At 43.2% G+C, this 24775-nt stretch carries 14 protein-coding genes; 8 read left to right on the forward strand and 6 right to left on the reverse strand.

Going from position 1 to position 24775, the window contains the following annotated elements; genetic code table 11:
- Positions 1 to 78: 78 nt before the first annotated feature.
- The 3 genes from hisG to BMX56_RS12615 all read right to left on the reverse strand — a co-directional run bounded on the left by hisG (position 79) and on the right by BMX56_RS12615 (position 3468).
- Positions 79 to 930, reverse strand: a complete 852-nt coding sequence (hisG, locus tag BMX56_RS12605; protein ID WP_090647526.1) for an ATP phosphoribosyltransferase — start codon at positions 928 to 930, stop codon at positions 79 to 81.
- Between the two features lie 341 nt (positions 931 to 1271).
- Complete coding sequence (locus BMX56_RS12610) at positions 1272 to 2801, reverse strand: hypothetical protein (RefSeq protein ID WP_090647529.1); 1530 nt, start codon at positions 2799 to 2801, stop codon at positions 1272 to 1274.
- 175 nt (positions 2802 to 2976) lie between these two features.
- Complete coding sequence (locus tag BMX56_RS12615) at positions 2977 to 3468, reverse strand: D-glycero-alpha-D-manno-heptose-1,7-bisphosphate 7-phosphatase (RefSeq protein WP_090647533.1); 492 nt, start codon at positions 3466 to 3468, stop codon at positions 2977 to 2979.
- 468 nt (positions 3469 to 3936) lie between these two features.
- Between BMX56_RS12615 and gltB the strand changes: the two genes are divergently transcribed.
- The 5 genes from gltB (at position 3937) to BMX56_RS12640 (ending at position 14313) form a co-directional block, all read left to right on the forward strand.
- The gene (gene gltB / locus BMX56_RS12620; RefSeq protein WP_090647536.1) at positions 3937 to 8454 is read left to right on the forward strand and encodes a glutamate synthase large subunit; all 4518 of its coding nucleotides are present in this window, start codon (positions 3937 to 3939) and stop codon (positions 8452 to 8454) included.
- A gap of 6 nt (positions 8455 to 8460) precedes the next feature.
- Positions 8461 to 9939 (forward strand): glutamate synthase subunit beta, encoded by a 1479-nt coding sequence (locus tag BMX56_RS12625; protein WP_090647539.1) that lies wholly within the window; start codon positions 8461 to 8463, stop codon positions 9937 to 9939.
- 227 nt (positions 9940 to 10166) lie between these two features.
- Positions 10167 to 12329 (forward strand): hypothetical protein, encoded by a 2163-nt coding sequence (locus BMX56_RS12630; RefSeq protein WP_090647542.1) that lies wholly within the window; start codon positions 10167 to 10169, stop codon positions 12327 to 12329.
- A 400-nt stretch (positions 12330 to 12729) separates the two neighbouring features.
- Complete coding sequence (locus BMX56_RS12635; RefSeq protein WP_090647547.1) at positions 12730 to 13263, forward strand: DUF4142 domain-containing protein; 534 nt, start codon at positions 12730 to 12732, stop codon at positions 13261 to 13263.
- A gap of 51 nt (positions 13264 to 13314) precedes the next feature.
- A complete protein-coding gene (locus BMX56_RS12640; RefSeq protein ID WP_090647551.1) occupies positions 13315 to 14313 on the forward strand; it encodes a family 43 glycosylhydrolase in 999 nt (332 codons plus the stop codon).
- Positions 14314 to 14469: 156 nt separating this feature from the next.
- Here BMX56_RS12640 and BMX56_RS12645 read toward each other — a convergent pair whose 3' ends face one another.
- Together BMX56_RS12645 and BMX56_RS12650 are read right to left on the reverse strand one after the other, a co-directional pair.
- On the reverse strand, positions 14470 to 15672 hold the full coding sequence (locus BMX56_RS12645; RefSeq protein WP_090647555.1) for a DUF763 domain-containing protein: 1203 nt from the start codon (positions 15670 to 15672) through the stop codon (positions 14470 to 14472).
- Between the two features lie 188 nt (positions 15673 to 15860).
- Complete coding sequence (locus BMX56_RS12650; RefSeq protein ID WP_369829638.1) at positions 15861 to 17801, reverse strand: AMP-dependent synthetase/ligase; 1941 nt, start codon at positions 17799 to 17801, stop codon at positions 15861 to 15863.
- Positions 17802 to 18006: 205 nt separating this feature from the next.
- Between BMX56_RS12650 and BMX56_RS12655 the strand changes: the two genes are divergently transcribed.
- The gene (locus BMX56_RS12655; RefSeq protein WP_090647562.1) at positions 18007 to 19032 is read left to right on the forward strand and encodes a WD40/YVTN/BNR-like repeat-containing protein; all 1026 of its coding nucleotides are present in this window, start codon (positions 18007 to 18009) and stop codon (positions 19030 to 19032) included.
- Positions 19033 to 19047: 15 nt separating this feature from the next.
- On the opposite strand, the gene BMX56_RS12660 is transcribed toward BMX56_RS12655, so the two are convergent.
- A complete protein-coding gene (locus tag BMX56_RS12660) occupies positions 19048 to 19851 on the reverse strand; it encodes an alpha/beta fold hydrolase (RefSeq protein WP_255369829.1) in 804 nt (267 codons plus the stop codon).
- Positions 19852 to 20237: 386 nt separating this feature from the next.
- Here BMX56_RS12660 and BMX56_RS12665 point away from each other — a divergent pair, with 386 nt between their 5' ends.
- Both BMX56_RS12665 and BMX56_RS12670 read left to right on the forward strand, forming a co-directional pair.
- Complete coding sequence (locus tag BMX56_RS12665) at positions 20238 to 23681, forward strand: ThuA domain-containing protein (protein ID WP_090647570.1); 3444 nt, start codon at positions 20238 to 20240, stop codon at positions 23679 to 23681.
- Positions 23682 to 23698: 17 nt separating this feature from the next.
- The gene (locus BMX56_RS12670) at positions 23699 to 24559 is read left to right on the forward strand and encodes a sugar phosphate isomerase/epimerase family protein (RefSeq protein WP_090647576.1); all 861 of its coding nucleotides are present in this window, start codon (positions 23699 to 23701) and stop codon (positions 24557 to 24559) included.
- Positions 24560 to 24775 lie beyond the last annotated feature (216 nt).

The following is a 24775-nucleotide window of genomic DNA, read 5'->3' on the forward strand; positions in this document are numbered from 1 at the left end:
ACCCCCTAAAGGAGGAATTTAAAAGGTTAATATTTATGTTGCAGCCACTTTCGCTCCCCCTTTAGGGGGCTGGGGGGCTTAAAGAATTATCTTCTCAATCGGCATTACTACAATGCCTTGCGCGCCGGCTTGTTTTAGCTGGCTTATCCTGTCCCAAAAATCGCGCTCCGGGATAACGGTGTGTACTGCAACCCAATCAGCTTCGGCCAATGGCACTACCGACGGGCTTTTAACCCCCGGCAATAAAGCAATCACTGTATCAAGGTTATCTTTATGAACGTTAAGTACCACGTACTTAGTCTCTTTGGCGCGCAAAACCGATTGGATGCGTTGTATCAATTCCTGAACAAGGTCATTGCTTTCAGTGGCTTTACTGCTAATCAGGATGGCTTCTGATGACATTACATCGGCAAATGCTTTTAAACCATTGCTTTTTAGCGTACCGCCGGTTGATACCAAATCGCAAATAGCATCAGACAAGCCCAGGCCGGGAGAGATTTCAACCGAGCCCGAAATGGTACGGATATCTGATTCGATACCCTGGGCTTTCAGGAATTTGCCCAATATCACAGGGTAGGTAGTAGCTATAGCTTTACCATTTAAATCGGCAAGGGTAGCAATATCATTATTGTTTGGTACCGCTATTTTAAGCGAGCATTTGCCAAAGCCAAGACGCTGCAGATAGCTTACTTCAACTTCGGTTTCTTCTATCACATTTTCGCCTACTATACCCAGGTCGGCAATGCCATCCTGAACATATTCGGGGATATCATCATCGCGCAGAAAAAGAATCTCTAAAGGGAAATTGGAAACAGGCGAGATTAGTGAACTTTTGTAGTTTTCGAAGTTTAAGCCGCAATTTTTTAATAATTCGACAGATTTTTCGTTGAGACGACCAGATTTCTGGATCGCTATTTTAAGTGTTTTCAAAAGAATTGAATTTATGAACTATAATAAAAAAGAGTACAAACGGAGGTTGTTATTTCGCGTAGAAACATACATATTTAGCTGATCACCACATGGTGGTGATGCAGATGAAGATGATGTAATGCGATACCGTTCATTTTTTTATAGTATACGGGTAAGTCTGGCGCAAATATAGACAGATGTTTTTTAAATCAAAATTAAAAGTGAATTTGTGTCAGAACCGGAATTAAACGAATTAATGGAATTTATTGAATTTGAAAAGTGGCTTTTCGAGGATAACTTATTAACTACACCTGGAAAACGACCGAATTGGTTTTGAAATTCTGTTAATTCGACAAATTCGTTTAATTCCGGTTCTGACTTTCATCATACTCATAAATTGCACCCTCGTCCCCAAAATCCTTAATCAGCCTCAGCTGTTTTACCTTTTGGATATCTTTTATGTTAATCAGTTCCGGGTTTTCGAGGCTTTTAAACCAGATAAGGTAATAATGCTTAAAAGTGTAAAATTTGGCTATATCCTTTTTAAAAAACCGATGAGGCACCAGGTAGGATGACATGCCCGAGAAAAAGTAAACCGCCTCATGCGCATCGGTATAAATGGTAACCTTCGGGTCGAACTGGCTTTTATCCATGGTTTTAAGATAAGCCGCAAACGGCGAATCCATCCAGCTTTCGTCAGTATATCCCGGGTTGCCGTATTCGTCCCTTACCTGGTCGTCGTAGCGGTTTTTATCAATAAAAAACTCTTTGGTTACAAAACCCAGCATCAGGACGATCATAATAGCGCCCACTATTTTGCGGGTATTATCATTAACTATTTTTTTAAGCAGCAGCAGTCCCCAGCTGGTATAACCCCAAAGCGCGGGGATGTATATAGGTGCCAGCAGGCGATGGTTAATACGCTCGTACCGCGAAAAGGTTGACGACACCACTATAAATAAGCCATACACCAAAGCAAAAGTTATGGCCAGGTTTTCAAAACTATCCAGGTGCCTGCGGTAATAGTTGTAAGCCAGGGCAGCTATAAAACCACCGAATATTAAAATAGCCAATGGCACAGATAACCAGTATTGGTTAGGTGTAAGCCCCATCCAGTCGCAAACCACGTTGCCAAAGTAATACAGGTTTTTGCCAAATGAGGTTATTGAAGGCTCCCGCGGCCCGGTAGTAGTGCCCGACATAAAAGCATTAAAAACCAAATTACTTACCAATAGCGAAATGCAAACACACCCGTATATAATAATATGTATGATCTTCTTTTTAAGCGGCAAAACCCTGTCCAGCAATAAAAGTAAGCCGCCGGTGCCAACAATGGTAACTGCGGCATAACGGGTAACGCAGCTTATTGCAGCAATTAAAGCCGCTACTATCAAAGCTTTAACCGTATGCTTCAGCAAATACTGCCTGAAAGCCACCAGGAAAAACAAGGTTTCTACTATAAATAACGTTTCGGACCATAAGTAGGAGTATACCTGCAATAACGCCGGACTTAATATAATGGCTACCAGCATCAGCCACTTGTAAACGCAGTTTGCGGGCACAAAACGCTGCATGATCCAACCGGCGGTATAAATGAGCGTGGCAAACATCAAACCATTGAATACCGCGCCAAAAACAACAGGATCTATGCGGGTAATAAACATAATGCTCCCTAAAAATATGGGGTAAAATACCGGGAAATCAACAATAGGGATATGGTTAAATGTTTGCAGCGTACCATTAGTGTTCAAGCTCCGGGCAGCGCTGGTGTACATAATAGAGTCTGGCGATATACCGATACCGCTATAACTGCAAAACATTTGTATTGCAACAAAGCCAAGTACCGCGGCAATAAATGTGTCGTAGTTTTTTAAATAGCGGCTTAGCTGCATAGGGTTTTTTTACTGTTAAATTTAGTTGTAAAAGTTGTAAGCGGGTAAAATGTTTTAAAATAGTTAAAAAGCCCAGCCCAAGCCCCCCTCTAAATCTCCCCCGGGTAGGGGAGACTTTTTATCAGCTTTCTTTTAAAGCCCTCCCTACCGGGGAGGGTTTGGGTGGGGCTGGCATCTACGCAATCAAATCCAATACGGTGCTAATCGGCTGATCGCTGTCAATCAAAATTCCTTTAACACCAGCCAGGGTGCCTGCTTCCACATCGCGCTCGCGGTCGCCTATAAAATAGGATAGGGCAGGGTCAATATTATATTTGGCAATGCCTTGTAGTAACAATCCTGGTTTTGGCTTGCGGCAATCGCAGTCGCCGGTAAAATTAGGGTGGTGCGGGCAGTAAAAAAAGTCGGTTATAACTACACCATGCTCAGCATATACAGTTTTTAAGTGATGGTGCATTTTTGCCAGTTCCTCTTCGGTATACCAGCCTTTGGCCAGGCCGCCCTGGTTAGTGGCTACCAATAGCATATAACCTCTGTCCTGCAAAGTTTTAAGGGCATCAAAATTATCAAGTACATGAAAATCCTCAAAACGGCGAACATAATCGCCCATTTCCTGGTTCAATACTCCATCGCGATCTAAAAAAACGGCTTTAACTTTTGCAGACATCTAATTTTAATTTTTGGCGAAGTTAGTAGTTTTTTATGTGTTCATAGTTAATGGTTCATAGTTCATGGCCGTTTTTTGCTTAATGTAAGTAGTTCCGTGCAGCTAAATATGCCATCTTATGTATCCGGCCATGAACCATGATCTATGAACCATCAACTTTCCCAAAATAGTCTACTCTTCACATAGATTTAACCAACAAAATTTTATTCTGTTATTGGTATATTTACCGATTGTATAAATGAATAGCGGTAAATTGGTGCAACTTTATACCGATTCTAAATAAGAAAACAACATATTTCATTTACTTAATCATAATAATTCATTGTTTATGTTGTCATTTTGTTAAATAAATATGATATAGATAATCGAATTTTTAGAAATCTTTAAAAATTCCGATAAATTTTATAATTTATTTGCAAATTGGTAACTTCGTTGTTACACCCCTTTATAAACGGTTTACTCTTAAAGATGAATCAAACTGATAGCAACCAGGGCCTTTACAGGCCAGAATTTGAACACGATTCGTGCGGAACTGGATTTATAACCAACATAAATGGTCATAAAAGTAACCAGATTATTGATGATGCGCTTACGATGCTCGAGAACATGGAACACCGCGGTGCCTGCGGATGTGATCCTGAAACCGGCGATGGTGCCGGTATATTAATACAACTGCCCCATGAGTTTTTAATGGAGGAATGCTCAAACCTCGAGATCAGCCTGCCCGAACCGGGCGAGTATGGTGTTGGGATGATCTTTTTCCCGAAAGACTCGGCACAAAAAAAGGCCTGCCGCATTGTGATTACCAATGCGATAGAAAAGCTTGGCCTTGTTAAATTAGGTTACCGCAAATTGACCGTTGATTCAATGGCAGTTGGCGAAACAGCCCGCCAGGCAGAGCCGGATGTGGAGCAGATATTTATTGCCCGCCCGCACCACATTACTAATGCGGATGACTTTGAGCGGAAGCTTTTTATATTACGCAGGTACATCAATAAAACTATTACGGATACCATTCCCGGCGCATCTGAATATTTTTATTTTACATCGTTATCCTGCAAAACAATTGTTTACAAAGGCCAGGTAACTACTTACCAGCTGCGTAAATATTATGCTGATTTAACTGATCCGCGTATTGCATCTGGCTTTGCCATGATCCATTCACGTTTCTCTACCAATACTTTCCCATCGTGGAAACTGGCTCAGCCTTTCCGCCTGATTGCCCATAATGGCGAGATCAATACTTTAACCGGCAACTTAAACTGGTTTTATGCCGGTTTAAAATCATATGCTTCGTCGTACTTCACGGCCGAAGAAATGGAAATGATTATGCCGGTGATTGATAACAACCAGTCAGACTCTGCCTGTCTGGATAATATCATCGAAATTCTGTTACACTCGGGCCGTTCGTTACCACATGTAATGATGATGCTGGTACCCGAGGCATGGGACGGCAACGTACACATGGATCCTATTAAAAAGGCGTTTTACGAATACCATGCTACTTTGATGGAGCCATGGGATGGCCCGGCCGCTATCACCTTTACCGATGGTAAACTGGTAGGTGCTTTATTGGACAGAAATGGCCTCCGCCCCTTGCGTTATGTAATTACCAACGATGGCCGCGTTATAGCAGCATCGGAGGCGGGTACTCTGGCTATCGACGAAAGTACCGTAGTACGTAAAGGTCGTTTGCAACCTGGTAAAATGTTGCTGATTGATACCGAAAAAGGCAGGATAATTACCGATGATGAAATTAAAAAACAAATTTCTTCAAGGCAGCCTTATGGCCGCTGGCTGGAGAATTATAAAATAAACCTGAGCGAACTTACCGAACCCCGTTTGGCATTCGCTCAGCTATCAGAAGCTTCTGTATTCCGTTACCAGCAGGTATTTGGTTATAGCCGCGAGGATATAGACACCATTATTAAGCCTATGGCTGTTGATGGTAAAGAGCCCGTAGGCTCCATGGGTACCGATGTGCCTTTGGCTATATTATCTGATAAACCACAACATTTATCAAGCTACTTTAAGCAATTTTTTGCCCAGGTAACCAACCCGCCTATCGACCCGATCCGCGAGCGCCTGGTAATGAGTTTGGCAACTTTTATCGGAAACAACGGTAACTTGCTGGATGAAGATAAAATGCACTGCCATTGTGTGGTTTTAAAACACCCGATATTAAAAAACCACCAGTTAGAAAAACTACGGAGTATTGATACCGGCCTTTTCCATGCCAAAACGCTGCAAACTTACTTTGTAGCCGATGGTATGCCCGGCTCGTTAGAAAAAGGTATAGCAAGGCTTTGCCGCTATGCCGAGGATGCCGTTGATGATGGATTTGAAGTATTGATCCTGTCGGATCGTGCTGTAGATTCGGAGCACGCGCCCATCCCTACATTATTGGCGGTATCTGCGGTACATCATCACCTGATTAAAAAAGGCCGCCGCGGCGCTGTAGGCTTGGTTGTTGAAACCGGGGATGCGTGGGAAGTGCACCACTTTGCCTGCTTGCTGGCATTTGGCGCTACAGCTATCAACCCGTACCTGGCTTTGGCAACTATCGAAACCGTTAAAAACAACGGCAGTTTAGAAACCAGCCATGATATTAAAACATTACAAAAAAACTACGTAAAATCTATAAATGATGGTTTGTTGAAGATCTTCTCTAAAATGGGGATCTCGACCCTACAATCATACCATGGTTCGCAGGTTTTTGAAATATTAGGTTTAAATAAAACGGTTGTAGATAAATATTTCTGCGGAGCTGTTACCCGTATTGGCGGTTTGGGCCTTGACGAAATAGCCCGCGAAGCGCTATGCAAACACCGCATGGGCTTTAACACCAAGGGAGCCGACAATTTATTGCCCGAAGGTGGTATTTACCAATGGAAACGCAGGGGCGAAGCGCACTTATTTAACCCAACCACTGTACACTTATTACAACATGCTACCCGTAGCAATGATTACAACGTGTACAAAAATTACGCTAAAGCAATTAACGAGCAAACCGAAAAGCATTTTACCATTCGGGGATTGCTTGACTTTGCCCATCACCGCGAAGCTATCAGCATTGACGAGGTTGAACCGGCCGAAAATATCATGAAACGCTTTGCAACAGGCGCCATGTCATTCGGTTCTATATCTCACGAGGCGCATAGCACCATGGCTATTGCCATGAACCGCATAGGTGGTAAAAGTAACACCGGCGAAGGCGGCGAGGATGAAATGCGTTACGAAAAAATGGCCAACGGCGACTCCATGCGTTCGGCTATTAAGCAGATAGCATCTGCTCGTTTTGGTGTAACATCAAATTACCTGACCAATGCCGATGAATTGCAGATAAAAATGGCACAAGGCGCTAAGCCAGGCGAAGGCGGACAACTTCCTGGTCATAAAGTTGATGACTGGATTGCTAAAACCCGTCACTCAACCCCTGGTGTAGGCTTAATTTCTCCACCGCCGCACCACGATATTTACTCTATCGAAGACTTGGCGCAGTTGATATTCGATTTAAAAAATGCTAACCGTGCTGCACGTATCAATGTGAAATTGGTATCAAAAGCAGGTGTGGGTACAATAGCAGCAGGCGTGGCCAAAGCACATGCTGATGTTATCCTGATTGCCGGATACGATGGCGGTACAGGTGCATCGCCAATAAGCTCGGTAAAACACGCCGGCTTGCCATGGGAACTTGGTTTAACCGAAGCTCACCAAACATTGGTACGTAACAAATTACGCAGCCGTGTGGTATTGCAAACAGATGGCCAGCTAAAAACCGGTCGTGATTTGGCCATTGCAGCTTTGATGGGAGCCGAAGAGTGGGGCGTTGCAACAGCGGCGCTTGTAGCCGGTGGCTGTATCATGATGCGTAAGTGTCACCTGAATACCTGCCCGGTAGGTGTTGCCACGCAAGATCCTGAATTAAGGAAACTGTTTAGCGGTAAGGCAGATCACGTAGTGAACCTGTTTAAATTTATGGCCGAAGAACTGCGCGAGATTATGGCCGAATTAGGTTTCCGTACCATTAATGAAATGGTTGGCCGTGTTCAGTTCCTGAAAGTGAAAGATCATCTGGAAAGCTGGAAGGCTAAAAAGATTGACCTGAGCGGTATTTTACACCCGGTTACCAATACCAAAGGCATGACGCTTTATAACAGCGAAAAGCAGGATCATGGCATGGATGAGATATTGGATTGGCAGTTGTTAGCGGCAGCTCAACCTGCTCTTGAAGATAAAACACCGGTATTTGCATCGTTCGATGTCATCAACGTTAACCGTACCATTGGTACCTTACTGTCAAACGAGATCTCGAAGATCTATGGTTCGGCTGGCTTACCCGATAATACCATTAACTACAAATTCAAAGGCTCGGCCGGGCAAAGTTTCGGTGCTTTTGCAACCAAGGGTATCTCTTTTGAGTTGGAAGGCGAAGCCAATGACTACGTAGGTAAAGGTTTATCAGGCGCACAACTGGCTATTTATCCTTCAGCGAAAGCTACTTTTACACCGGAAGATAATATCATCATTGGTAACGTTGCCCTATATGGTGCAACATCCGGCGAGTTATTTATAGGCGGTATGGCAGGCGAACGATTCGCGGTACGTAACTCAGGTGCTACTACTGTTGTAGAAGGTATTGGCGACCACGGTTGCGAGTATATGACCGGTGGCCGTGCACTTATCCTTGGTAAAACGGGCCGTAACTTTGCGGCAGGTATGAGCGGTGGTTTAGCCTGGATTTATAACCCGGATAACAGCTTTGCCGAGAACTGTAATACCGAGATGGTGGATCTTGATCCGCTATCGTTACAGGATGAAGAGCAGATACTTACCTTATTGCGTAAGCATGTAAGCCTTACAGGCAGTAAACTTGCACAGCAGATCCTGGCTAACTGGGCCGAGGCATCTACACAGTTTGTGAAGGTGTATCCAAAAGAGTATAAAAAAGTAGTAGAGAAGTTACAATATCAAACAATAGGCTAAATTTCAATGGGAAAACCAACAGGATTTCAGGAGTTTAACAGGGAATTACCAACTAAGGTTCCCGCTGCTGAACGCGTAAAAAACTATAAAGAGTTTGTTAATTTATATACCGACGAAAAGCTGAACCAGCAATCGGCCCGTTGTATGAATTGCGGTATCCCTTTTTGCCATTCGGGATGCCCGCTGGGTAATATTATCCCGGAGTTTAACGATGCCGTGTATCGTCAAAACTGGGAAGAAGCTTACCATATTTTATCATCAACTAATAATTTCCCCGAGTTTACAGGTCGTATCTGTCCTGCACCTTGCGAGTCTGCATGTGTGTTAGGTATCAACAAGCCGGCTGTAGCTATCGAGGAAATTGAAAAGCATATCATTGAAATTGCTTACCAGAAAAACCTGGTAAAACCAACTGCGCCTTTAGTAAAATCGGGCAAAAAAGTAGCTGTAATAGGCTCTGGTCCGGCCGGTTTGGCTGCTGCAGCTCAATTGGTAAAGGCAGGCCACGCAGTAACAGTTTACGAGCGCGATGACAAACCGGGAGGTTTATTGCGCTACGGTATTCCTGATTTCAAATTAGAGAAAACTGTAGTAGAACGCCGTATAGAAGTAATGGAAAAAGATGGTGTGGTGTTTAAGCTGAACAGTGAAGTAGGTGTTAACGTTGCCGCTGATGAATTGGTGCGCAATAATGATGCTGTAGTACTGGCGGGTGGTTCAACAGTACCACGTAACCTGATGATCCCCGGCAGGGAATTAAAAGGCATCCATTTTGCAATGGACTTTTTGAAACAGCAAAACAAACGTGTAAGCGATATTGCAGTTGACGGGGATGATATTTTGGCCACAGGCAAAGATGTAGTAGTAATTGGCGGCGGCGATACCGGCAGCGATTGTGTTGGTACATCAAACCGCCAGGGAGCAAAATCAATTAAGCAGTTTGAGGTGATGTTTCAGCCACCTGCACAGCGTACACAGCACATGCCATGGCCAACATATCCAATGGTGCTTAAAACCACCAGCTCGCATGAGGAAGGCGCTGAACGTTTCTGGGGTGTAAACACCCTGGAGTTTTTAGGCGACGATGAAGGCAACCTGCGGGCTTTGAAAGTGGTAGATGTAGAGTGGGAGCAGGATTTTATGGGCCGCCCTGTAAAATTCCATGTGGTTGAAGGATCAGAACGTGAAATTCCTTGTCAGCGTGTGTTCCTGGCCATGGGTTTCCTGTATCCGCAGCCTGCAGGCCTGTTAGCTCAATTAGGCGTTGAACTGGATGACCGCAAAAACGTTAAAGCCAAAGAAGGCGTTTACCGCACCAACGTAAGTAAAGTATTTGCTGCCGGCGATATGCGCCGCGGACAATCACTTGTTGTTTGGGCAATATCCGAAGGTCGCGAAACGGCCCGCAAAGTAGATGAGTTTTTAATGGGCCACTCATTGCTGGAAAGTAAGGATGCCGTTAATCAGTTTGACCAGGTGTTTTAAAGTTAAAGGAACATATAAAATATAAGCTAAAAAGCCGATCCCTAACCAGAGGTTCGGCTTTTTTTATAATTAATAATTAACTAATAATTATCGGTAATTAAAATATTTTCAAATTGTGGATTTTTCAAAAAAAAACAATGTTAATTAGCTATTTATTAGGTATTTATGTATTTTTATCCTGCTAAAAGGATATAATATCAAACGTTATTTAGCCTAAACCTCACACCATGAAAAAATCGATTATCTTTCTACTTCTATGCTTAGCTTTTTACAAGGTTGAAGCCCAGGATACACTTTACACTTTTGGTAAAAATAAGCTGGCAATTAAAACAGATAAGAATGATTTTAAGCTTTTGCTCAAAAAGGAAAATGGAACCGAAGTTAGCCTAAGTCTTAAAGATGGTTCATATAGTCAAAAGAAGCTGTTTGCAGCTACTTACCTGGCGCTTGTTAAAACAGACAACGGCATATCACCAGCTGACACAATCGGAACCGAGAAATTGGATAATTCATACAAAAAGGCGAAGGCTTTTTATGAAAAGACCTGGAAAGATCAATATAGGGTAACTGATACAACGAAATTATCTATCAAATCTTCAATTTCTCCGGCCTTAGCCTGGGAGTTTAAAATGATCAATAAGTCATTTGAAATGCAGCTGTGTAAATTTGACAAGGGAAGTACAACATGTTTGCTAAATGACAGCATGGAAGTTCATGTGTCAAAATTTGAGATTTATGTATCACGTTCGGAGTTTAATAAAGCATTGGACACTTTGGTGAGTAATGCAAAAAAGAAAACCGAGCCTTTAACTATTGATCAAATAGATCAGATAAATTATTTAAAGGAAACAATGTACGCCGATATGGTTAATTGGCTTAGTGATAAGAATAGAAATTCGTTAATAAATGTTGATAAGGTAGCTTATAATGACAGCTTAAGGGCCGAAATTACCATAAGTAGGGAAATTCCTATATACCAGGTTTTTGAGAAGAACCAAGTTGCTAAAGGTAAAAAGAGCAAAACCGTTAAAGATGGAAAGGACTCCAATGCTACGATTAATAAAACGGGAAAGGATACTGGCAGGAATAATGAAAATGATAAAACGATTACTGTTGATACAAGTAAGAGGAGCACTGGCTTTCATGCGTCTTTTGTATATAGTAATGGGATAAGCTATAAAAATATTTCAGTTGGTAAACTTAAAATATTGAATGCAAAAGTGCAGGTGTTCGACGGGTTTTTGTTAGGAACCACTTTTGATATCGATTCAGTTGATGCGGCTAAGTATTCATTGAAAAGAAATCAAACGATACGGGGAGGGTACAATATTAGGAATGTTATTTTTGCTAAAGATTTTTTAAACCATGCCGCGCCAAACTATCTCCAAAAGGAAATCTATACTTTTTCTTCTGCTACCTCTAAAGACAGTAATAATTATGTTTATTTAATTAATGAGTTGATTGATTTTAAACCGCCGACCAAGGCACCTAATGCTCACTTTACAGCCCCAGAAACACTTTTAAGTTTTGACAAAGATCAGTTAGGAAAACCTGTTACCATTAAGGAAAAGTCATTGTATTCTTTTGCTACTCTTGATATTTATTCAGACCTGATTGGCCTTTTTAATGAAAATAATCCTAACGGACTTATACAATCAGAATTAAAGATCGGTACCGCGCTATTTAGAAAACCCATTTTTCGTTCAAATTATCGCGTTCGTCCGGCCAACGAGATTTTAGTTACGCCTTTCAACAAGGCCGAAATATTTTTTAAATTTTCAAAGCTTGATGACAAAGTAAGATATCTCGATGTGCAAAGAAGCGCAGATAGTAATCCAGCTAATATTCCTTATATACATGGTATCAATATATTACAGTATCAAAGCTTGAATTATGGTGTTAGGTTTAATATTGTAAATCTTGATTATAGGGGAGGTAATACAGCGCTTACCGGTGAAGCATCAATATATAGAACTCCCTTACGCGACAGTACAAAAACAACAGAAGGTAATGTTATAATTAAAACTCCGGAGACCTTTGGTATCAATTCCACGGCACTAAGTGTAGGGGTTAGCTCAAGAATACATGCTGCAACATATTTAGACATGGATTTTGGCACGAGATTTATTTTAGTAAAACCACGCATAGACTCGCTTAAGTTAACTAATACCGAATACAATGAGTTTTATAAAAATAACAAATATGTCCCGGCGAGTTCTGTTAAAATATGGAGTTATAAAGCAATGACCAATATTTATCTTAATGATGATAAATCAAAAAGGATCATCATTAGGTTTGAATACTTTTTCGATATGAAACAAACAAGTAATAATTTCTCAACACTGCAGGTGGGATATAGCGCAGCTTTAGATAAATTTCTCAAACCATAGTTTTGGTTCGATTCGATATTGACAAAGGCTTATTACACATTTTGCTATTTGGCTATCAATGAATCAATAGTCAAAATAGCTGCTTAATGCTTAATTTTACCAATTGGAAATTTATTTCAGGCAATAAAAAAAACAGCTATTTCAATAAACCTGAAGCCGGGTACGAAACAAAGTATTCTTTCCATACTTAGGAATGCTGTAAGTTCGTGGTAAAAGATGTTCTTGCTCAATTGTTAAACTCATTTACCCGTTGAGTTACAAATTGAGCTTTTCGGTAAATAAATAACTCTTTATTTAATGTTCTGTGTATTAATGCAATTAGTTGATATAATTATGCCACTTTGGTAAACCACTTACCTCTTTTGTTGTTAAACCTAAACAAGGCATAATCAATTTATAAATGAAGTATTTCACCGGCTTATTATTGATTTTGGTTACCCTCATTTGGATACCATCATGCGAGAGCAACAAACGCGCAAACAATTACAACAATAAAGTACTCGTTGACGACGCCGGAACACTTTTTTTTAAAAATGGCGCTGAGGCCAGCCTGACCACCGTAAAAGCTTCCGGTTTGGCTATCTCCAACTCAAAAAATCAACAGGTTATTCAGTTTGCCAAGGCGATGATTGACGACCATACTTTGCTTGCCGATAATTTAAAAAAATTGGAGATTGATAACTTTGTAACCTCCAGCGATACCATAAATGCCGGCCATCAACAAGTAATTGCCGCTCTTGAACAAAAAAAGGCGGCCGATTTTGATAAAGCTTATATGGAACTAATTGTAAACCAGCACGAACAGGAGATAACCTTGTTTAAAACAGCCTCACTCAATAAAAATCCAAACCTATCTGATTTTGCCAACAAAAATATGCCATCGTTGCAAGCGCATCTTGATTCGGCTAAGATGATTATGCTGGCGTTAAAATAGTTTATTTTATAGCAGGTAATGTTTAAATTGCGGGCTATACCTATCTAAATCATGCTATTAAAAAAACGTTCAGTTATTGCCTTTTTGCTGGTTTTAATTGCCTGCCAAATACAGGTTTCTGCACAAGTTTCTGCTATAAAGCCGGGTGAGGTTTGGCCCGATAACCGGGGCGAACATGTACAGGCCCATGGTGGCGGTATTATCAAAATTGGCAAATTATATTACTGGTTTGGCGAAGACCGGGCAAAAGACAATGATCCCGCCAAACGCTACGTAGCCTGTTATTCCTCTCCCGACCTTACGAATTGGACATTCCGGAACAAAGTGATCAAAACAGACGACCCGGCAAACTTTGGTAAAGGCTTTGTTTTAGAACGGCCAAAGGTTTTTTACAACAAAAAGAACAGGCAGTATGTGATGTACCTGCATATGGATAGCGCCAACTACAAAGCTGCCCGTGTTGGCGTTGCGGTTTGTGAAAAGATAGATGGCGACTACAAGTACCTTAAAAGCTTTAGGCCTTTAGGCGAGCAAAGCCGGGATATTGGCCAGTTTGTTGACGATGACGGTTCGGCATACCTGATATTTGAGGATAGGGCCAAAGGCTTCCATATTGCACAACTATCGGACGATTACCTGAGCGTTGAAAAAGAGATTTGCCTTATTAAAGCGCCTTTGGAAGGTGGCGCCCTGGTGCATTATAAAGGGCTTTACTATGCCATTGGATCGGCGCTTACCGGCTGGGACGCTAATCCTAACAAATATGCTACGGCAACATCGCTAAGCGGGCCATGGTCGGAGTTTAAAGATATTGCCCCGCCCGAAACAAACACTTATGGATCTCAATCTACCATGATGGTTAAAGTTGTTGGTACAAAAAGCACCACCATAATTTTTATGGCCGACCAATGGCGCCCCAAAGCCCAATGGGATTCGCGCTATCTGTGGATGCCTTTGGAGATAGGCGACGGCAAGTTATGGTTGCCAAAGCCGCAGCCCTGGAAGATAGATGTAAAAACGGGGGAATGGAAAAATGTTGAGGATAAATGAGAACCTGTTAACCCTTTAACTCCCGCGAGGTTAGCGTCAGCGTAACTCGTGGGCATCCTGGTTTAAGCCTATGGCTTAACTATTTCAGCTGAAAGCTGAAACCATGTACCCCACGAGCTGGAAGCTCGCGGGAGCGATACGCGATAGCGGAAGATGCTAAAATAATTTCAATTGCTGTTGTACCGGTGGCTTTGCTTTTCCAAATACGGTGCGTCCACCGTATTTCCAAGAATCCTCACGCTCTTTGGCTATTACCTGGTCAAAATTGGCGTTGGGTGTAAAATCTTTTTCGGCATTCTCGGCTATTTTATGGAGGCGTTTGATGGCTTCGTTTTGTTCCGATAATCCCAGTTTCGATTTGTGTATCGCGTTTTGGAGGACGCCTATAGTTTCATCATAAACTTTGGTAGGTACGGGGAAGGGGTGGCCATCCTTACCGCCGTGCGCGAATGAAAACCTTGCCGGATCCTTAAACCGGGATGGAGTTCCATGTATAACCTCGCTTACCAATGCCAGCGATTGCAGGGTACGTGGCCCCAGGCCTTGTAATAGTAATAAATCTTCAAAATCAGCAGGTTGCTTTTCATGTGCTAACCAAAGTACAGCACCCAGGCGTTTCAAATCCACGTCCCTGGCTTTTACATCATGATGGTTGGGCAGTACCAGATGACTGATCTCTTTGATCATGGCTTCCGGATTTTCGGCGGCTATCTGCATTACCCCGTTTCGGGAGGTGTCGGCCAGCTTATCTGTCATGTTCAGGATCAGGCCTGTATTTTTGCCGTAGATGGATGTATGCGGATCATCAACAAATGATGTTAATTGCTCCGAATACCAATGGTAGCGGCGTGCCGTGCTGCTGGCATCGCTCATGCCCTGCTGCACCACGGCCCATTTGCCGGTATCGCTCAGGATAAAATTGTGGGTATACAGCTGGAAACCATCCTGAATGGCTGCGTTATCAACTTTAGCGCTTAGTTTGCTACATCGTACCAGGTGGTTACCGTCAAGCCCGGTGGTTTCACCAATTTTTAACAACTCGGCAGGGGTTTGTTTGGAGTGTTTGCCTTTGCCGCCGCAAATATAAATGCCCAGCTGGCGGCTGTATGGGTTTACTGATTTTTTTAAAGCGCCCATTACCGAGGTAGTTATGCCCGATGAGTGCCAATCCATCCCCATAACCGCGCCAAGGCTCTGAAACCAGAAAGGATCGCTCAGACGGCTTAAAACCTCGTCCTTGCCATAATCCATTACGATGTTTTCAATTACAGCCAGGCCTAACTTTGCCATGCGCTCGGCAAGCCATGTGGGTACATAGCCATAGTGTAAAGGTAAGTCAGCACTGCCGGATCGCTTCATGCTAACAAATTTAGTATTTGTTTTTGATTTAAGGGGCCTGCAGGATTAACAAATTTATTCTGAACTCGGATTAAGCAGATTTTTCGGATTTGATTTGGAATCCATCCTTTCAATCCCTTAATCCCCAAAATAGTGGTTCAGACCAAAAGCATCTTCAAATTCTCAAATCTTCAAATTCTCAAATTAAATTAATCTTCTTCCGTTTCACCTGCGTACAGTTCATCTATTTCTGCGGCATACTTTTTCTCAATAACTTTGCGTTTGGCCTTCATGGTTGGGGTTATTTCGCCTTCTTCCATGCTGAAAGGGTTACGTTTTATCCTAAATGATTTGATACGTTCAAACTTGGCGAGCTCGTTGCTGAATTTGCGGATATCCTGGCTTATCCAGTCCACAATTTCCTGATCATCGATAAATACTTCCGGGCGTTCAAAAAAATCGTTCTGGAGGCCGAATTGCTCCTGCAAGCCTTCTTTACCGGGCACTATGATAGCGGCTATGTATTCGCGTTTATCGCCCACTAAAAACACCTGTTCAATTTTGGGGCTCTTGAGGTACGTATTCTCAACCGGGGTAGGATATATGTTTTTGCCATACGCGTTTACCAGCATGTTTTTAAGCCTGTCGGTAATTTGCAGGTTACCGCGATAAAACCTGCCTATGTCGCCTGTGTGAAACCAGTTGTCGTCATCTATAACCATGGCTGTTTCTTCGGGCTTATGCCAGTAACCTTTCATTACGCAATGGCCGCGAACAATAATTTCGCCTTCCTCGGTTTCTGTATTTTCCTTAAAATTATCGTGGGTTTGTATGGAGTAAATTTCTTTGGTCTCTACATTTTGGATAGCCACCTCAATGCCCGGAATAATGCGGCCCACAGTGCCATAAATAACCCTGTGCCTTTCGGTTACAGCCATAACGGGCGATGTCTCTGTTAATCCGAAACCTTCCAGTATTACTATACCCAAATCGCCAAAAAACTCACCTATGTTTTTGGGCAGTGCGCCTCCGCCCGATACCATAAACTGCAGCTTGCCGCCGGTTTTTTCTTTTATCTTACTGAAAACCAATTTTTCGGCAATGCCATGCTGGGCTTTAAGGATAAGGCCAGGCGATTTACCGGCTTCGTGTATCAAACGTACCTTTTTGCCAATTTCAAATGCCCATAAAAATATTTTGGTTTTTATGCCACCTGCAGATGTACCACTTTTGATAGCCCTATCGTGAATACGCTCAAGCAGGCGCGGCACGCAACATAGTATGGTAGGCTGCGTTTCGCCCATATTTTTAGCTAACAGCTCCAAACTTTGGGCAAAAGCAATTTGCGACCCTTTTAAAATTGCGATATGATAAATTGTACGCTCAAATACATGCGATAATGGCAGGAACGATAAAAAGCGGTCATCCTTGCTTACAAAAGGAATTTGGATAACACTATTCAGCGCGTTTTGGGTAAGGTTATAATGCGTAAGCATTACACCCTTAGGGATACCTGTTGTACCTGATGTATAAATAAGGCAGGAAAGGTCGGTAGGTAAAATAGCTTCGCGGGCGGCAGCAATAGCATGGCGATATTGGCTCACCAAAGCCAGCCCCTCTTTAATCACATCATCAAAACCAATTACACCGGCGTTGAGCGTATGTTTACCGCTGTGTTTTTCAAAATCATCAAAAGCCGGTATAATACGAATGAGCTCGGGGCAGTTATTGGCTATTTTAAGCACCTTGCGAAGCAGGAACGGATTGCCTGTAATGATGGTTTTTGCGCCCGAATCGTTTAAGATATATTCAATTTCGGTTTCGGTGAGGGTAGGGTATATCGATGCATTTACCGCACCTATCTGCTGTAATGCCTGGTCGTAATAAACATAATTTGGCCCATTTTCGATAATCAGCGACAACCGGTCGCCTTTTTTAATGCCCAGGTTTAATAACCAGGCCGATATGGCATCTATCTTTTCAAGTGCCTCGCCATAAGTAATCTCCACCCAGGTATCTTTAACCTTATGGATTAAAAAAGTATGACTTTCGGGATGGATATTGGCTACCGTGTTGCGGATAAACGATGGAACGGTTGTAAGTTGATTAGCCTGGCTCATTAAGTGATGAAATTGGTTCTGTTCAAGCATCAAACTTATGTTTTTTCGGTATAAAACTCAAATCAAATATTAATGACCGATAAATAAAGCAGGGTCGGTTCCCCATGCAAACGTAAAGTATTTTTAAAAATTCCGGATGTGTAATTTATTCCTTAGGTTTTATTAGAAAAATGATTCAGATGTAGCGTTTGCAGGTAAAAATGCGTAATCAGGTTAATAGCCAATTATACTTTTTATGAAACCACCTTACCCTATTTTTCTTGCAATGGCAATTGTTATGGCCGTCCTGTCGGGCTGCGATAAAGGCCAGCCGGCTGCAATTAAAAACAGCGAAAGTAACGCCAAAGTAGTTTTGCTGCCTGCTCAGTTGCCCCAATCAATTACAGCGGTATTTTTTACTGATGTTAAAACCGGTTATGTTGCCGGCGGTGGCGGTGGTATTTATAAAACTTTTAACGGTGGCGACAGCTGGCAAGCCGAAAATTCAAATACCAATTTGCCTATTTATGGCCTCTATTTTATAGATAGCAATAAAGGGTTTGCGGTTGGTGGCGAAAGCTCATGTGGAGGAACGGGCTGTGTGCCGCCGGGTGGTTTTATACTGCGTACGCTTGACGGCGGCCAAAGCTGGACAAGGGTTTATACACCGGTTGAAAAAACTGAGATAACGTCAGTCTATTTTGTAAATACCAATGTGGGCTTTTGCGTAGGTAATAACGTGATTTACAAAACTACCAACGGCGGTTTAGCGTGGACAGCGCAGGCCATCGAAAACCTGGGCGGGAAAATGATGCAAATAAAATTTACTGATGATAAAAATGGCTTCATAATATGCCTGTTTGATAAGATAGTACAGACAGATGATGGCGGCCTAACCTGGAAAGTAATCAGCCCACAAACCAACACCGGTTACTACAGCATAGCATCTGCCGGAGGCGTTACCTATGTGGGTGGGCAGGGCAAGGTTATAAAATCAACAAATAATGGCAACTCGTGGAGCGTGCTGGCTAATTCGCCGGCAGATGTTTTTGCCATCTATTTCAAAAACTCTAAAAACGGTATCGCACTCGGCCGGGGCAATTATTCGGGTGGCGATTTTGGTCATTCTTATGCTTCAATTTATACCACGTCCGATGGCGGCGATAGTTGGACAGGATCGTCAGATATTACCGGGTATTCTGCCATTAACGCTGTAAGCTTCCCGAACCAAAGCGTAGGTTTTGGCATAACGGGAAATAAAATAATTAAGATAACTTATTAAAGTTGGGCGCTGCCGTTATTCAGCCGTTAAAAACTCATCAAGCATCGCTACAAATAACTCCGGTACTTTACTATCCGGGTTTGGCGCCATAACCTCGCCCATGAAAGCGCCGTGGCTGCCGGGCATAATGGTTAGCCGGCCATGTGGCAATAACCGCGACAACTCTATAGCGTGCTCGGGCGTTATCACATCCTGATCGCTTACGATGACCAGGGTAGGAGCCTGAATGGCTTTGATATCGTCGGTGTTCCAATCCTTAAAAGTCTGCATCCGTTTGGCATCTTTATCTTGCATGTTTTGCAGCCCTGCCTGGGTATTGCCGGGGATGGCCAGGTAAACATCTTTGTAAATCTGTGGCATCGAAGATAGATCTGCTTTGTTTATAAAATCCCAAAACCAGGGGAACGTTCCGGAACGTTTATAAAGTGCCGAAATGGCAACCAGCTTACGTACTAATTCGGGATGCCTGATGGCCAATTGCAGGGTAGTGCTGCCGCCGTTGCTAAAACCCATAACATCGGCACCTTTAATGCTTAATTGTTTTAGCAGTTCGGCTACATCATCGGCATCCTGCTCAAAAGTTTCGGGAATCTCCCTGGCAGATGTGCGACCGTGATTTTGCAGATCGACAGCAATAACCATATGGGTTTTGGCCAGTTGGGGCATAATTTTACCAAATGACGTATGCATGGTTGAACCACCACCGTGAATTAATACCAGCGGATGGCCTGTGCCATGAATTTCATAATACATTTTTATGCCGTTTACATGGGCATATTTACCGGCATTTTGTGCCTGGGTGGTTGTCGCTGTTGTCATAAGTATAATTATAAAAGTAGTGATCTTAATATATAGCAGCATTAAGTTTTTCATAATTCAAATTTAACGCCAGGGGCTAATTGCGCAAATAGCAGTATGCGACAAAGTTTAGGGTAGTTTACGACAGGTTGTAAATCGTTTCAGCAAACCAAGGGTAACAATTCATTTACAATGCGCCGCGAGCGCGAAATAAGGGTGTATTTATTACACAGTGGTTTGCTAAATCGTTAATATTGTTGAGCCAATTAGTTAGCCGGTACTTTTTTACCGTTACATAATACATATTTATCACCGGGCCTTATCAGCCCATTCTTGCAGCGCTTTTATGCGTTATTGCCGGCGGGCTTATTGGCAACAAAATGTACATCAACTAAATCTCTCAACTCATGTCATTAAAATTAAAACTCGCCTGTATTTTATTGATAGGGCTCAGCTTTGGGCTGTATTCGTTTAAAAAACCTGTTCCGCGGCAGCATGTGCTGGTTTTTTCAAAAACGTTGGGCTGGCACCATTCCTGTATCCCGTTTGGTATAGCTGCTATCCAGAAGCTGGGTAAAGAAAATAATTTCGATGTTGATACCACAACCAATTCTGAAGCTTTTACCGACGAGAATCTTAAAAAATACGATGCCGTTATATTTCAATGTACCACGGGTAATGTACTTAACGCCGCGCAGCAGGCAGCGTTTGAGCGGTACATACAGGCCGGGGGCGGATATGCAGGCTTCCATTCGGCTGCCGATACCGAGTACGACTGGCCATGGTATGGTAAACTGGTGGGCGCGTATTTTTCAAGCCATCCCAATAATTCCAATATCCGTACGGCTACTATAGATGTTACCGACCGTACAAACCCGATAACTGCTGGTTTGCCTGCCCGATGGGAGCGTACCGACGAGTGGTACAACTACAAATCCATCTATAGCGGGATACATATTTTGGCCAGCCTTGACGAAAACACCTACGATGGCGGCACCAACGGGGCTAATCACCCCATAACCTGGTTTCATGAGTTTGATGGTGGGCGCTCGTTTTATACCGGATGCGGCCACACCGACGAAAGCTATAGCGATCCTTTGTTTTTAGGGCAGATGCTTGGCGGTATTAAATACGCCATGGGCAACGGCAAACCGCTGGACTACGGTAAAGCATACGCCAAAGTATCGCCCGATCAAACCCGCTTCATTAAAACGGTATTGGTTAGCAACGTGGCATCGCCTATGGAACTGGCTACGGCTAAAGATGGCCGCGTATTTTTTACCCAGCTGATGGGTAATTTTTCGGTTTATAATACCAAAACCAACCAGTTTAAAGTGATCCATAAATTCCCCATCACTTACCAGGGGGGCACCGGGGTTATTGGCCTAACGCTTGACCCAAATTTTGAAACTAACCAGTTTGTGTATATTTATTACATGCCCGAAGGACAAACCGTTGAGCCGTTAAACTTCCAGCTCTCACGCTTTAAATTGAGCCCGACTAACGTGCTCGACTTGAAATCGGAAAAAGTTTTGTTAAAAGTGCCGGTACAAATAGTAAGCGGCGCACACCACGGCGGCTCATTGGCCTGGGATAAAAACGGTAACCTATACCTGTCTACAGGCGATAGCTCGAGCCCGTTCCCGGCCGATGGTTACGCACCGCTGGACGAACGCCCCGGGAAAGAGCATTTTAGCCTGGATGCCCAGCGTAGCGCAGGCAATACCAATGACTTTAAAGGCAAAATACTGCGCATTCATCCCGAGGCTGATGGCACTTACACCATACCCGAAGGAAATCTTTTTCCTAAAGGTATGGCCAAAACCAAACCGGAGATTTATGTGATGGGTTGCCGTAACCCATACCGCATTGCGGTAAACCCCAATACCTCGGTTTTATACTGGGGCGAGATTGGGCCCGACGCGGGTAAAGATTCGTCGCGTGGCCCGCGTGGATATGATGAATTTAACCAGGCACGCAAGGCAGGCAACTTTGGCTGGCCGTATTTTGTGGGCAACAACTTTGCCTACTCGCACTGGGATTTTGTTACGGGCACACCGGGGCCAATGTTTGATCCTAAACGGCCGGTAAATAACTCGCCCAATAATACCGGCTTAAATGTATTGCCACCCGCCACACCCGCCATGATCTGGTACCCTTACGCCGCATCGGATGAGTTCCCGGAATTGGGATTAGGCGGGCGCTGCGCTATAGGTGGCGATTTTTATAAGTATAATGCCAATGTTAAAAATCCCAATAAGTTCCCTGATTATTACGACGGTAAATTATTTGTTGCCGACTGGATGCGCAACTGGGTAATAAGCCTCACGTTTGATGAAAACGAAAACTACGTGCGCAATGAGGCTTTTATGCCCGCCAATGGCGATTTCCGGCGACCTATTGATATGCAGTTCGGCCCCGATGGTGCTTTATATATGCTGGAATACGGATCTGTGTACGGGGCGCAAAACGAAGATGCCCGCCTGGTAAAAATTGAATACAACACCGGCAACCGCGCGCCAATTGCCAAAGCCGGTATTACCGATACCGCTACGCAAGCCTACTACCAGCATACCAAATACCTTACTGCCGAGTTGAAGGAAATGCCCGTAAAAAAAGAGATATCAGGCCAGGCACCGCTAACCGTAGGTTTTAATAGCCAGAACAGTAAAGATTTGGATGATGACGATAAAATAACCTATCAGTGGTTGTTTGATGGTAAAACGGTGGGAGCAGCAACAGCCTCGTCAAGCTATACCTATACTAAGCCGGGTGTTTACAAGGCTATTTTAAAAGTTACCGATAAAGGCGGTGCTACAGGGCGTGATACCATTATAGTGAGGGTGGGTAATACAAGGCCGGTAGTTACTATTGCCGGTACTGGTAACAAATCATTCGTCCAAAAGGGGCAGCCCTTTAAATACCATGTGGTGGTGAAGGATAAAGAAGACGGTAAGATAGACCCTAAACGGGTGAAGTTATTTTACATCTATAACCCGCAGCCGTCAACCGATAGTAAAACAGTGCAAAGCCTGGCTACTTTGTCGGCCAACGAGATAAGCTATCCCGGCAAGGCGTTGATGGCCAATAGCGATTGTAAATCGTGCCACCTGGCCAACAAGACCGCTGTAGGGCCAAGTTTTATAGCGATAGCCAATCGGTATAAAACACAAAAAGGATCGGTTGATAAGCTATCCAAAAAAATCATAGCCGGTGGCGCAGGCAGCTGGGGAACCGAACATGTCATGAGCGCGCACCCTCAGCTTTCGGCCGCCGATACCAGGGAGATAGTGAAATACATTTTTTCGCTTACCGACAAAAAGGGCAAGGCCACTGCCTTACCGCTTAACGGTAGCCTGAACCTGAAATTTAGCGACGCCGAGCCGCGCGGGCAGTACACGCTGTTTGCATCCTATACAGATAAAGGTGGTAAGGTGGTTGGTCCGCTTACAGGTATTGATGTGGTAACTTTGCGCAATGCTGATGTAAAAGCAGTTTATGCTGATGAATTAAAAGGATTCAATCGTTTTAAAGACGATCTGTCGCTGGGTAACCATAAATCGTTTGTGTTGTTCAGGGATGTGGATTTAACCGATATCAAAAAAATGAGCTTCCAATACGGATCGAAGGGAGTTGATGGCGAGATTGAAGTACGGATGGATTCACAGGCAGGCCCCGTTATTTGTTTGGCAACTTATGGCGATACCGGCAGTTGGGATAAACTGGCCTGGTTAAGCGGCGATGTGCAAAAGCAGGTTACCGGCAAACACAATGTATTTGTTTTTGCCATTAAACGTACCAAACCAAATGATGGCATCCTTAAATTAAGCGATATTCGCTTCGGTCAATAACATACAAAACACCACATATGAAAACATCATCAGTTATAATAAACGCCTGTGTAGGTTTAGGCTTATTAACCTCCAATGCTTTTGCTCAAAGCGGCAAACCGGTTTTTGTCGGCAAAATAGGTGTACAAGCTTATACCTTCCGAAGCAGTATGCCCAAGGCTACCATAGCTGTGTTGGATACCATTAAAGCAATGGGCATAACCGAACTGGAAGGACAGGAACCCAAGGGCATGACGCCCGAAGCTTTCCGTAAGCTTTGTAACGAAAGAGGAATTAGCATCCCATCGATAGGAGCGGGATATGATGATATAGTAAAAAGCCCGGCCCAGGTGGTGAAACAGGCTAAAGCGTTAGGAGCCAAATATGTGATGGTAGCCTGGATTCCGCATGGTAAGGAGTTTACCCTGGAAGATGCCAAAAAAGCGGTTACTGATTTTAATACGGTTGGCAAATACCTTGCAGAAGCCGGGATTACATTTTGCTACCACAACCATGGGTATGAGTTTGGCCCTTACGAGGACGGAACCCTGTTTGATTATATCGCTAAAAATACCGACCCAAAGTATGTATCATTCGAGATCGACCTGTTGTGGTCGTTCCATGGCGGGCAGGACCCGGCTAAGCTGATAGAAAAATATCCAACCCGCATTAAACTGATGCACCTTAAGGATATTCGCAAAGGCGTAGCCAATGACCTTACCGGGGGCACCGATACTAAAAACGATGTAGCCCTTGGCACCGGTCAAATCGATATCCCGGCGGTGCTTAAAGCAGCAAGGAAAGCGGGCGTAAGGCATTATTTTATTGAGGATGAAAGCCCATCGTACGCAACGCAAATTCCTGTTACTATTGAATATATTAAAGGATTAAAATATTAGGTCGTGAAAGGTTTTAATAGGATAAAAATTTGATAGTGAAGTACTTATTGTTATATCCGGGGCATTAGCCGGCTTGTTCACCTTATACATTGTAATACGCTTCTTACAAAAAAGAATAATGCATTATGCGGTATTTCTTCGATATTTGATATCGCGGCACCACAAACCGCTATTTAAACCAATTTATATCTACACTGAAAAAACAGTAAACCTTAC

The sequence above is a fragment of the Mucilaginibacter sp. OK283 genome (genome assembly GCF_900110415.1).
GTDB lineage: Bacteria > Bacteroidota > Bacteroidia > Sphingobacteriales > Sphingobacteriaceae > Mucilaginibacter.

Coding starts and splice junctions, on each gene's coding strand:
- BMX56_RS12655 (WP_090647562.1), top strand. CDS start 18,007: ATGAAACCACCTTACCCTATTTTTCTTGCAATGGCAATTGTTATGGCC.
- BMX56_RS12650 (WP_369829638.1), bottom strand. CDS start 17,801: ATGCTTGAACAGAACCAATTTCATCACTTAATGAGCCAGGCTAATCAA.
- BMX56_RS12640 (WP_090647551.1), top strand. CDS start 13,315: ATGCTATTAAAAAAACGTTCAGTTATTGCCTTTTTGCTGGTTTTAATT.
- BMX56_RS12665 (WP_090647570.1), top strand. CDS start 20,238: ATGTCATTAAAATTAAAACTCGCCTGTATTTTATTGATAGGGCTCAGC.
- BMX56_RS12660 (WP_255369829.1), bottom strand. CDS start 19,851: ATGACAACAGCGACAACCACCCAGGCACAAAATGCCGGTAAATATGCC.
- BMX56_RS12635 (WP_090647547.1), top strand. CDS start 12,730: ATGAAGTATTTCACCGGCTTATTATTGATTTTGGTTACCCTCATTTGG.
- BMX56_RS12670 (WP_090647576.1), top strand. CDS start 23,699: ATGAAAACATCATCAGTTATAATAAACGCCTGTGTAGGTTTAGGCTTA.
- BMX56_RS12610 (WP_090647529.1), bottom strand. CDS start 2,801: ATGCAGCTAAGCCGCTATTTAAAAAACTACGACACATTTATTGCCGCG.
- BMX56_RS12645 (WP_090647555.1), bottom strand. CDS start 15,672: ATGAAGCGATCCGGCAGTGCTGACTTACCTTTACACTATGGCTATGTA.
- BMX56_RS12630 (WP_090647542.1), top strand. CDS start 10,167: ATGAAAAAATCGATTATCTTTCTACTTCTATGCTTAGCTTTTTACAAG.
- BMX56_RS12625 (WP_090647539.1), top strand. CDS start 8,461: ATGGGAAAACCAACAGGATTTCAGGAGTTTAACAGGGAATTACCAACT.
- BMX56_RS12615 (WP_090647533.1), bottom strand. CDS start 3,468: ATGTCTGCAAAAGTTAAAGCCGTTTTTTTAGATCGCGATGGAGTATTG.
- gltB (WP_090647536.1), top strand. CDS start 3,937: ATGAATCAAACTGATAGCAACCAGGGCCTTTACAGGCCAGAATTTGAA.